The 11934-nt window shown below is 44.7% G+C and carries 6 protein-coding genes; 1 reads left to right on the top strand and 5 read right to left on the bottom strand.

Annotation, left to right across the window (positions count from 1 at the left end; translation table 11 throughout):
- Positions 1 to 20: 20 nt before the first annotated feature.
- The 5 genes from CQS04_RS07935 to CQS04_RS07915 all read right to left on the bottom strand — a co-directional run bounded on the left by CQS04_RS07935 (position 21) and on the right by CQS04_RS07915 (position 11087).
- The gene (locus tag CQS04_RS07935; RefSeq protein ID WP_100353620.1) at positions 21 to 887 is read right to left on the bottom strand and encodes a MurR/RpiR family transcriptional regulator; all 867 of its coding nucleotides are present in this window, start codon (positions 885 to 887) and stop codon (positions 21 to 23) included.
- 373 nt (positions 888 to 1260) lie between these two features.
- Positions 1261 to 6771 (bottom strand): pullulanase, encoded by a 5511-nt coding sequence (locus tag CQS04_RS07930; protein WP_100353826.1) that lies wholly within the window; start codon positions 6769 to 6771, stop codon positions 1261 to 1263.
- A gap of 213 nt (positions 6772 to 6984) precedes the next feature.
- On the bottom strand, positions 6985 to 7488 hold the full coding sequence (locus CQS04_RS07925) for a DUF2179 domain-containing protein (RefSeq protein WP_100353619.1): 504 nt from the start codon (positions 7486 to 7488) through the stop codon (positions 6985 to 6987).
- Position 7489: 1 nt separating this feature from the next.
- Positions 7490 to 9535, bottom strand: coding sequence for a CocE/NonD family hydrolase (locus CQS04_RS07920; protein WP_100353618.1), 2046 nt, complete (start codon positions 9533 to 9535; stop codon positions 7490 to 7492).
- Positions 9525 to 11087 carry a BCCT family transporter gene (locus CQS04_RS07915; protein ID WP_100353617.1) on the bottom strand — a complete coding sequence of 521 codons (1563 nt, stop codon included), beginning with the start codon at positions 11085 to 11087 and terminating at the stop codon, positions 9525 to 9527. The genes CQS04_RS07920 and CQS04_RS07915 overlap by 11 nt, the downstream gene beginning before the upstream one ends.
- Before the next feature lie 159 nt (positions 11088 to 11246).
- On the opposite strand from CQS04_RS07915, the gene CQS04_RS07910 reads away from it, so the two are divergent.
- The gene (locus tag CQS04_RS07910) at positions 11247 to 11906 is read left to right on the top strand and encodes a TetR family transcriptional regulator (RefSeq protein WP_245858775.1); all 660 of its coding nucleotides are present in this window, start codon (positions 11247 to 11249) and stop codon (positions 11904 to 11906) included.
- Positions 11907 to 11934: the final 28 nt, after the last annotated feature.

Genomic DNA, 11934 nt, shown 5'->3' with positions numbered 1-11934 from the left:
TAGGGATTCCTTCATGGCATTCAACTCCATCTTTTTTGTAAGTACTGCAGGTGCATCTGCTCATACTGTTCTCTCTGTTGTTTATAATACGGCATGTCTTGCTTCATCATGCCTGCTGCTAGTGTGTTCAAGAAAGCGAGTATTCCTGGAATTAAGTCGATGGTCGACTGTTGTTGTCCGGTCAAAGTAAAACAATAATCAGCAAATCTAGTGGCAGGGGCAACTTTGGAATCAGTAATTGCCAGCACTTGAGCTCCTAGAGACTTCAGATGTTGTGTGACTTCTAACGACTCTTGGTAATAGCGGTGTAAAGAAATCAACACGACTACCATTCCAGGTTCGACCTGTTGGTAGAGTTGGATTAAGGTAGTGGTGTCTTTGGTTGCCACACGAACTTGCGGACGTAACATCGACAAAGTAAACCCGAACCACTGCGCGGCAATGTAAGATGCTCCTTCACCAACCAAAATGATTTGTTTGGCGTTGTGAAGTGCTTGTGAAGCTTGTGCAAAGAGTTCTTTATCTACGGATTGGCCAAGCTCAGAAATTTGTTGACCGAACTCCCACATCATCTCTGCAGCCACGTGATCTTTTTCGATGTATGGCTCTTTAGATGCCATATAAGCCCCGAGCGAGCTGAGTGGGCGACTTGCAACTAAGGAAGACATGATGGCATTTTGAAGCTCCGTGTAGCCTGACATTCCTATGGCATAACAAAATCGAATGACCGTCGTCTCACTCGTCTCAGCACGCTTCCCCACTTCCGTTGCGGAGTGGAGTGAGATGTACTGAGGATCGTCTAGCACGATTTTGGCAACGCGTTGTTGTGACTTTGAGAGACTCGCGAACTGTTCTTCGATTTTGCTAACCCATTCATTCTTTATCAACCGAAGTCCACCCTTCTTTATTATCCGATATGAAGTTTATGCTTCATTTTGTTGTTAGTACTGTAGCACACTCATGTTCCATCTGGCAAGATAGTTTTCTGAATATTGAGTGGATATATCTAGAAACACGAACAATAGACCTAGTTCATTGTTGCTCTATTCTTGCTCCCAGGGAAGATTTCAAAAAGCTAGCAAACTTGATTAATGAGATGTTCCCTGGGAGCCGAAAAATCTATCCGCTATAGAAGCTTGAAGGTTTATATAAATGTATATTCTTGCTCCCAGGGAAGATTTCAATGAACAAGTTATCTTAAATATGAAATCTTCCCTGGGAAACAAAAAACAGGGCCAGCGGATGCTGGCCCTGCATGAATCAATTTTTCCCTTTTGCTTTCCCTTTGCCTTTCTTGTCTTCCACTTTTATTACAACTGACGTGAGTGGATCTAGTGTCAATGAAGATTTTCCTAAAGTGAACCCAGACGCTTTCTTGACCTTTTTCACTCCAGCTTCATCACTATCAACTAATACGTCGCCCTTCGTTAAATCCAAGTCACCGAGTGACAACGTACGTGCTTTTGAATCCGCATTGACGAATACATAATACGTTCCAGTGCCGTCTGTCGACTTGCTTTCGTAAGCGAGAACTAAATCCGTATCTTGCACTTCAGGAATCTGAAGTAGCTGCACATTTTCGTTCACAATTGCCTGCTCTCCTAGTCGGAATGCATCCGTAGAACGGCGTAGTTTGATCAACCCTTCAGTAAACTCACGAGTTGTCGTGTTGATGTCGTATTTCTTTTTGTTCGTAGCTTTTTCCCAATCGAACATATTGATAGCATCCGAGGAATCGTACGAATCATGAATGAAGTAGCCGAACGGCTTGCCATTTGCATCTTCGAGTTCATGATATTTCTGTTCCGGAACTCCTTCTCCGAACCATTGTTTCGTACGACCATATTCTTGACCGGCATGTAAGAACGCTGTTCCCTGGGAAGTCAAAATCATCGTATTTCCTAGTCGAATCCGTTTGTGGATTTCCAAATTGTTTTCAGGAATCGCCGGGTCTTTCTTGATTGACTGGGCAATGACATCATAGAGCGTCATGTTGTCATGCGCTTCGATGTACTGCACCATGTCACCTGGATCGTCTTCTGACGTGTTGGATGGTTGCCCCTTAATATTATTGAAGATCGTATCAATCGAACGAGCACCACCTGTCAAGAAGCGTGGTTCGCCTTCTGAGCCAAATCCAGATTTCAATTCGTTGCGAATCTCATCAGAGAACACTCCGACGTCATCCGTCTTATCCATCCAGTCTTGGTCTGCTCCCATACCCGCAAGTGATGGATCTGCCACATGTCCTGCAAATGTCCGCCAGCCTTCTCCAATGAACAGAGCATTCGGATTGATTTCTGCTGCTGCGTCGTACGCATTTTGAATAGATGAATACGTCGCATCTCCCATCATATCGAAACGCATGCCATCAATCTTGTACTCGTCGAACCAGTACTTCACCGAGTCGACCATCAGCTTTTCAGCCATCGCATGGTTTGTCGCCAAGTTGTTACCAAACCCACCTAAGAAATTGCCGTTTGCATCTTGGTAGAAATAATAATCCGGCTGCGCGTCATTGAGCTGTGAGGTTTTCGCCATGTGCGTGTAGACGACATCTAACACGACACCCATCTCACGATCATGGATGGCATCAATTAATTGCTTCAATTCTTTTACGCGGAGTTCTGGGTCCATTGGATCCTCAGAATACGCTCCGTCTGGCGAGAAGTAGCCATGTGGGTCGTAGCCCCAGTTGTATTCGTTGCCGCCAGCTGAATACTCAAGCTCGCGCTCAGCCATCTGCGTCTCATCTCCGTAATACCAAGCCATGACTGGTAGCAACTGCACATGAGTCACTCCAAGGGATTTGATGTAATCTAGCTTATCGATGAAAGCTGTATAAGAGCCCCAGCGAGACTTTAAGTCCTTAGAAATCGAAGGGTCTGAAGTGAAATCTCGAACATGTGCCTCGTAAATGATGGCATCTTCGCGTTTTTCGTACCCTTCAATATCCGCATGGTCAAATCCTTTTGGATCGGTTCCAGACAAGTCGACGATTGCTGCTTTTCCGACTGTGTCACCATCTGCTCCAGGCTGGCCCTCCGTGTTGACTGTAAAGGCTGCTAAAGACTTCGCGTACGGGTCTAATACTTGTTTTGTGACACCGTCATGCGTCACGTCGTACTGATAGTAGTAGCCACGTAAATCTTTTACACCTATGTCTTTCGCTGCGACTTGTACAGACCACACTCCGTCATCACCAAGTGTGAGAGGCACAGAGCCAATCTGTTTCGCTGCATCGTTTTTGTCGTAGAAGTTTGCTACGACTTCTGTTGCTGTTGGCGCCCAGAACTTTAATGTCACACCTTTGTTTTTATACGTCGCTCCTAAATCGTCACCTTCGTAAGCATAAAGCGCATCTAGTAAACGCCATCCTGCTTTTGCTGAGACGGTTCTTCCCGCATAGGTAATAAACAATGGAAGTTTCTCTAAGTCGAAATCTGCTGTAGCTTCCACCGTTTTTGAATCCACAATCGTGACCGTTTCAACCGGAACAGATTCACCTGCAGCATCGACGATTGCAAGTTCTGATTTGAGTTTCTCTGCTTCAAGCCCGTCCGTCATCGTGAATCCGAGGCGAATCTTCGTTTCCGAAACGACTTCTCCAGTGACAAGCCCTGTTGCCACATCTCCATAAGGACTGATGTACACTGTGTCATCGCCTTGTTTGATCCACAGACGGTTGTATTTATCGAGTAAATTGAAGGATTTATCTCCTCCGTCTTTCTCTTGCGTTGTTTCATTGACAATCAAGAAACCGAGCTGTTTCGCTCCTTCTTTTAAAGGAATATCCACGTAAGCTCCGTATTGATCGGTTCCAGAGAAATTCGCTGCATCCGTTGGCCAATTCGCTGACGGATTTGCACTGTCTCCCCAGTTCCACACACCAAAGTTGTCGTAATCACCTTGATCACGAGTGTAGTGGATTCGAACAGTATTTTCTGGTAGCTCTACAGGTTCATACGTGTAGACCGTGTTGTCGCCTTGTTTGATCCAAATTTCATTTTGTTCAGAAGACGTGATGGTGAAACCTTTGTCACCACCGTCTTTTCCTGCATCGCCTTTTGTGACATCCATCACAAGGAACCCAATATTTTTAGCTCCTTCTTTTAGTTCCACATCGATATAAGCACCGTATGCATCTTGATTCGTGAACATCGTAGCACCGACCGGCCAATTAGCAGACGGATTTTTCACATCGTTCCATAACCAAGCACCGAAGTTGTCGTACGTATCATCTGTGCGATTGTAATGGATCCGAATGTGATTGTCCGGTACTGGCTGGACTTCAGTCATACTGCCTTTTGTGACCGCAGTGATAGCTCCAGAATCTAGTGTTAGCAGTATTGTACCGCCGTCTTTCATAGCTGGAAGTGCTATTGTTGCCTTCCCATTCGCGTCCGTTGTGTAACTCTCACCCGAATAGTGATCTGTCAGTGTAGCGCTTGGAGTGTCTGTAGTTACAGTAACTTCTGCCTCTTCTGTTGCAACGTTCAGGCCGACATAAACCGAATCGTCTTTTGTGCTATGTCCGTACACAAGGAATTTGTCAGCATCGCGGCCACCGATTGTTTTCCGCTCGCCTTTTGCAAATGCCTTGGAGTGGTTTTGACGGAAATTCAGGACCTTTTGATAATGACTCAATACGTCGTTCCCTTCGACTTGATCCCAAGCGAAATCATAGCGGTTGTCATAGTATGGGTAATTGTTCGCACCAGTCTGACCTAATTCTTCCCCGTAATAGATGACCGGTTGCCCTTTGACTGTTGCTTGCAGGGAGGCTGCGACTTTCAATTTACCTTTGTCGCCACCAAGCGTGTGCAAGAAGCCGTCCTCGTCATGGCTACCAAGAAACTGGCCAAGCGTTGCCGTATTCGAAAGCTTGTCATGACGCGCTTGAATCGCATCATTTGCTGCCTTGATGTTGCCATCAACTAGACTGCGAGCTGTCGATTTGAATTCAAAGTCGAGTAGGGAATCCATCATCCCTGTATCTAAATAACCTAGAGTGTTGGTACTGCTTGCACCCCAAGCCTCTCCAATCAATTTGAAGTCTGCTTTCTTTTCAGCAAGTGCTGCTTTGAAAGCTGTCCATGTAGCATCTTCTACATGCTTGACCGTGTCGACTCGGAAATAGTCGATTGTATTGCCATTTGGTGTTGTCGCAAGGTCGATCCACTGGGTCTGCCAGTCAATGATTTGCTGACGCACTTTAGGGTCTTCCGTCTTAAAGTCAGGAAGTCCTGCTAGTTCACCTACTACTTCGTCCGTTCCGACATTCGTTCCTTGACGCAGCAAGTCGCTGAATGGAGCTCGGTCTGAATCAGTTGGATACCCTGCAGGAGGATTTAGACGTTCTCCGTCAACTTCTTTCAATCCATATCCAGCATGGTTCACTACTACATCTACCATTAGTTTCATATCACGTGCATGAAGCTCATCAATCAGTTCATGCAGTTCTTTTAACGTGCCGAAATGTGGATTGAGCTTTGAGAAATCATTCGCCCAGTAGCCGTGATAGCCAAAGTAGGGTTGTCCTTCTTCACCAAATCGCACGTCGTATTTCACGTTATCTACGATTGGACTGATCCAAACCGTGTTCACGCCGAGGTTTTCCAAGTAATCCAGTTTTTCTGTGATTCCTTTTAAATCTCCCCCTTGGTACGTTCCACGTTTCGTTGTATCGTAGTTCAGTCCGTAAGGGTCGTTGTTTGAAGAATCGCCATCGAAGAAGCGGTCCGTCAACATAAAGTAAATCACCGATTCATCCCAATCGAAGTCACCAGAGCCTGTTGAAATGCGCTCCGTCACTTCTACTTGTGCCGTTCCTTTATAGCTATTTCCATAAGAATCTTTCACAGTGATTGGAAGATCTTTCATACCTGATGAAACGTCATCTTTCACTGCAAGCGCAATTTTTGAAACGCCTGGGTCAACTTGCAGTGTTCCAGTTCCCCCAAGTTCCGAATCGTCTACAACAATAGAAGAAACGGTTACGCCTTCTGTCAGCCCCTCTACAGAAACCGTCAGAACTGCATTTTCGTTGGAATCCATCACTGCTGGCATTACAGCCCCTGAAACTTGCAGGTCTGCCTGTCTGAAATCGATAGCAGAGACTCCGTTTACTGTGTTATAAGGATCTGTCACTTCTGTAGTGACACCATCTTTCGTCACTAAATAGGTATACGCTGTCACTCCATTTGGAATCGACGGTAAGTTTGTTACGAAGCGTTCATTATCTGCCTCGTAAGTCATATCGTACGTCTCCTCTGCAAACTTTAGTTGCACACGTTCAATGGAATCCATAGCGTCTTGCTCGAACAATGCCTTGTCGCGGTAATAGAAAGTCGCTTCTCCTTGATTGATCACAGGAGCAGAACCATCTGGCACAATCCGAATCTGTTCCACACCACTTGTAACAAATGCTTTTGTGATTCGGTCATTTTTGTTTACAGGAATGAACCGGTCACCAAATTCCTTTTGTGCTGTATTCCAGTCATACGTGCTCCGGAGTACAAACCCGAACTGAGTCGTTGCCTCACTTACCGCGATATCTACGACTGCATGGGTACCTTCTTTCATTGTGAAATCAATTTGATCGTCTTTCACACCGGTATTCCATGCCCAAATGTTCCAGTCTCCGAACTGACCGTCCTCACGAACATAAGTGAAGCGCACCTCCCGATCGGTTTGTTGTGTAGTTGTGACTTCCGGCTGTGTTTCTGCGCTGACAGGTTGCACAAACGGTACCCAAATGCTTAGAAACATTATGAAGACCGAAAGCCACGAAAGCTGTTTAAATCCTTTCAATATCATCCATCCCCTCTTATTGTAATCGCTTTCAATATCGATTTGCGCAAACGCTTGCACAAACCTCTACATAAAATGATACCGAATTATCAAGGTTCCCACAATTGTTTTTAGAAAATTCCGACGTAAGAACTAAGTAATTTAAAAAGGCCGCGCGCAAGCGCAGCCTTTTTATCGTTTCAAGAAAAAACCGCCATTAAAATGAGTGGGTTCATACGAGATCAAAAATGCCTTAGGAACCTTCTCTAAAATAATGTGACGCAATTTATTCTCTTTATTTCGTTTGGCCAACACCTTCATCACCAAGCGTGGCCCTTGCTGCCCATCCGCATACCAGGATGTCACGCCGTAACCTAGTTGGCGCAGATCATTAGGAAGTGTCGTTTGAATCGAATCTACTACTACTTCCATCACTACATAGCCAAGAGCAAGCATTTTCTCAATTTTCGCCCCAGTAAATACTCCGAGTCCCCACCCAAGACAATAAGCTGCAATGTTCCATGGATTATCTAGATTGTCTAGAACCATGGTCAGACCCATTAAGTAGACGAAGACTTCAGCAGTAGAGATGATAGATGCCACCGCCGCGTGCCCTTTAATGACAATCATCACTCGAAGTGTGGCAAGTGAGACGTACGCTATGTTGATGACAACAATCAGTAATAAGAGGTCCATATCACGTATGATCTCGTTTTATTTCTTTTTTCCATTCTCGTGAAAACACTTGTGTGTCTCCCTCGAATGCGGAAAGCTGATTATAAACGAAATAATGCTCTTCATCACATGTCATCTTACTGCACGATTCTACTCGAGTCTGCCAGTCCCCTCTGCCGATGTGCAAGGACCATGTGCTGGTCGTCTGCGCCGAAAGAGGGTCTCCTTTTTTAATGGAAAAGACATTCGTATTTTCACTACCATACTCGAGCCCCGAATCGGGAAGCAAACGAGCTCCTTCATCCGAATAATCGCGAAGTATCCAAGTATCTGTGACCGGGTCAAACGAAATCATGCGCTTTCGTTTTTCAGGGCGAACTATTTCTCGATCAAGTACTGCTGCGGTTTCAGGAGCTTCGAATGAGATGGCGTCGTCTTCAGCTAATCGTGCTGTCCGAAGAGGCAGCTCAATACGACAAGCAGCTTCATCAAGAGTCAATGTCACTTCTTCTGGACTTGGCCAAGCATGGGGCCAGTAGTTTGGAGAAACTGCCACTTCTATCTGATGACCAGCGGGCAAACGGTATCCGATTGCATTCAGCTGGACATCCACGTCATAGAAGTGACCAGGCACGAGTGTTTCTGGGAACTCATGGCTCGCATGATGGGTCAGATTGAGCATTCCCCAAGAGATCAGTGTCGTCTCGCCTGATGGTGCGCGATCACTCAAACGAACCGCTACCATGGCAAGTGGTTGATCAGAAGCTACTCGAAGTTTCGCAATTGGGAAGCCTAGTATTTCTAGTGGTTCTTGTAATTCTTCACCTACGTAAGCGTGGCTGAATGGCAGCTCTAAGCGCTGATCACTCGGCAAATCACCGGCTTGCCCAAATGGGCACCAGACACCGGAATGTAACCCGTGCACCTGCTCACTTTCAACTCTCTGCAACTTAGAAGATGTAACATGTTTGTTTAAAGTGCCTTGTTGCAAGTACAAGGACTCCGTTATCGTCTGCTCAGAAGGCCAACTCTCCAGTGCTGCAAAATACCCTTCTCTTGATTGGTAGTTGACGCTCGGTGGCAACGCATCTTGAACCCACACTCGGAGCTGTGCTTCCTCCATAATATCTGTCTCAATACCTTTTAACCATTTATCCCACCAGCGGAGCGCCTCTTGTAAAAATCCAATGTTCGGTCCGGGTGTCGCCACTTCAGGGTATTCGTGAGACCAAGGACCAACGAGGCCAAGTTTTGGTCCTTTTAAGTTTTCTAAAAGACGGAAGATGGCATTCGTGTATCCATCTGCCCAACCACCCACTGCGAATACGGGAATCTTAATGGAGTCATAATCTTCACAAACGGATCCTTGTTTCCAGTAATCATCTCGGCGCTGATGACTCAACCACTCTTCAATAAACGGTGGTGTCTTGTCTAAACGATCCAGCCACATCTCTCTCCACTTATCTCCTACCACCTCAGGATCTGCAGGTCGCGCGTTGTAGACGAGCATTGTAGAGGCCCACCACTGCATATCCGATGCAAGAACGTTGCCGCCCATATAATGCACATCATCTGCGTAGCGATCGTCTGTTGAACAAAGTGTGATAATCGCTTTTAAATTCGGATGTTGTCTAGCTGCTACTTGCAGGCTATTAAACCCGCCCCATGACTTACCAAACATCCCAATAGAGCCTGTACACCACGGCTGAGCAGCCATCCACGTCAAAACGTCTTCCGCATCTTCTTGTTCTTGAGGGAGATACTCATCGTATAAAATCCCTTCTGAGTCACCAGATCCGCGCATATCGACTCGCACAGAAGCATAGCCATGCCCTGCAAAATAGCGATGACGGATCGAATCGCGCAGTGCAGTAAAATCATTTTTACGATAAGGGATATATTCTAGCAGTCCTGGAACTGGTTGACTCTCGGCATCTTCTGGTAACCAGATACGAGCGGCTAACTTACAGCCGTCTCGCATCGGAATCCAAACGTGACGAATTTCCCTGACTTTTCTAGGAAACTCTTTTTTTATTTTTAAGTGTTGATCATTTACATTAAAGACCATGCTCATTCTCCTTCAAAATCGGGTCTAATACAACTGCTTCGCGAACTCGTGGGTTGTCTTTCTTCAACCAACGTAGTAAGGAAATTGTCAATAACACATAGATGATGACAACTGGTACTGAGACGACAACCGATGACGTCTGTACGACATTCAAGCCACCGATAAGTAATAAAGCAATTGCCATGACAGCTAAAATCGTCCCCCACAGAAGACGGTGCCAACGAGCTGGCTCTTGTGTGCCTACTAATGATTTCGTTGCAATCGCTGACAAGATATACGTAGCAGAATCTAAAGAAGTCGATAAGAAAATAAAACCTAAGATGACAAAGAACGTCATTACAACCGTACTAATCGGTAGTGTTCGTAACACTTCTACAATCGTACCCGGTCCTCCATTTTGCTCAAGTGAGTCCGTAACAGAAAGGATCCCGCTCAATTCTAAATTCATCGCGTATCCTCCGAAGATAGCGAAGTACATCCAGCTCCCCACACTTCCCCATAGCAAGACGTGCGTGATCAGTTCTCGAATCGTGCGTCCTTTTGAGATGCGCGCTACGAAAAGTCCCATAAATGGAGCTGTTGCAGCGAACCATGCCCAGTAGAATACAGTCCACGCTTGAGGGAAGCCGCTTTTTTGGATCGGATCTGTGTAAAAACTCATCATCGCAAAGTTTTGAACCATAACACCAAAACTGTTTGTGAAATAAGACAGGATGAACAAAGTTGGTCCTGCAAACAACACAAAAATAGCAAGCGCTAAAGCCATATACACATTAATATCACTTAAGCGACGAATTCCTTTATAAAGTCCGAAATAAGCACTCGTTGTATAGATGAGTACCCAAATCGCGATAATGATTAAGCTTAGACCCAATGATTGTTGTATACCTAGTAAGTCACCAATAACAGCTGAAATCATTGGAACTCCCAGTCCAAGTGATGTTCCTAGCCCACCCACAAGACTCCAGATGACTAAAATATCTAATACCTTTCCTAACCAACCGTCTGCATATTTTCCTAAAGCTCCACGGCAAGCCACGCTAATTTTTAGAGAAGATTGCTTTCTCACAAAAAATGAATACGCAATAACTACCGTTGGTAACGCATAGAGAGCCCATGCCGAGATTCCCCAGTGGAACATGCCATAAGCTACTGCCCACTCTGCAGCTTTCTCCGAAGCCGCTTCAATTTGGAAAGGGGGTCCCGTATAATAATAGATTGGCTCCATGATCGACCAAAACATGATACTTGTTCCCATGCCCGCACAGAACAACATGGCTCCCCAGCTAAACGTTGAAAATTCTGGTTTGCCTTCGCCTAACTGAATTTTTCCATGTCGACTAAAAATTAACCAAAGTAAAATAGCGAAAAGACCAATGGTCAACCACTGGAACGTCCAGTCCATCGAATGTGTGATAGAGGTTAAAATAGTGTTCAATACAGGTTCAATCGATGATTGAAACACTACTAGTAGCGTTGTAATAATCGCGATGAAGCCAATTGAAATGAAAAATACCCCTTTGTCAATTTGAACTTTTGATTCTGATTGCATATGTACACCCCTTTAAAAGTTGCTTAAAATAGAATCGTGATATATTGGTAATCATGATTATATTTTAATTACGATTATGTTATCAAACAATTCCAACATCGACAATCTTTTTTTTCACTGTATACTAAAAGAACAGTAAGTGAAGGAGCGACATGTAAAATGACCAGTCATAAAGAACTAAAAAAAGCACGTATGTGGAAGTACTTCGTCAATGCAGCAACAGAGCTGATTGAAAAAGAGGGGATCCAACAAGTGACCATCCGAAAAGTAGCAGATAAGGCAGGATTCAATAGTGCCACTCTATACAATTATTTCTCTGAGTTTTCCCACCTTCTGTTTTTTGCTTCAATGCGCTTCATGAAGCCTTATACTAAAGAAATATCGATAGTATTGTCTCAAAAAAGTGAATCTCACCTTCGTCATTATGTGAAAGCATGGGAATGTTTTACACGACATTCGTTTCAAACTCCAGATATCTTTCACGCTATTTTCATGATGGATCTTGGAGAGGAGCCAGATACGTTGATAGCCAAGTATTACGAATTCTTTCCAACAGAAATCGTAGATGTTCCAGAGGAGTTAAAGCCTATTTTACTGGAGAGAAGTATGCACAAGCGCGGTCGTTCTTTCTTAGAGGCCGCTGTTCAATCCGGGGAAATCAGTTCAGAGGATGCAGACTTTTTGAATGATGCTACAACATTAATATGGCAAGGGATGTTTAGTGATGTAATGAACAGACGTCGGTTATATACTGCCGAAGAGGCTACTAAAGTTACGTTAGCTTTGATAGAAAAATTGATTATGAAGTTTGAGAGTTAAAAAACCCCCTCACCTGGTGATCAGCCAA

Source organism: Chryseomicrobium excrementi (assembly GCF_002798305.1).
Taxonomy (GTDB): Bacteria; Bacillota; Bacilli; order Bacillales_A; family Planococcaceae; genus Chryseomicrobium; species Chryseomicrobium excrementi.
The sequence above is the reverse complement of the archived record's forward strand: the minus strand, read 5'-3'. Positions and strand labels throughout refer to the sequence as shown.

What these genes read in the sequence shown, in the direction of transcription:
- CQS04_RS07930 (WP_100353826.1), bottom strand. Translation starts at nt 6,771, where the DNA reads ATGTTTCTAAGCATTTGGGTACCGTTTGTGCAACCTGTCAGCGCAGAA.
- CQS04_RS07925 (WP_100353619.1), bottom strand. Translation starts at nt 7,488, where the DNA reads ATGGACCTCTTATTACTGATTGTTGTCATCAACATAGCGTACGTCTCA.
- CQS04_RS07920 (WP_100353618.1), bottom strand. Translation starts at nt 9,535, where the DNA reads ATGGTCTTTAATGTAAATGATCAACACTTAAAAATAAAAAAAGAGTTT.
- CQS04_RS07915 (WP_100353617.1), bottom strand. Translation starts at nt 11,087, where the DNA reads ATGCAATCAGAATCAAAAGTTCAAATTGACAAAGGGGTATTTTTCATT.
- CQS04_RS07910 (WP_245858775.1), top strand. Translation starts at nt 11,247, where the DNA reads ATGACCAGTCATAAAGAACTAAAAAAAGCACGTATGTGGAAGTACTTC.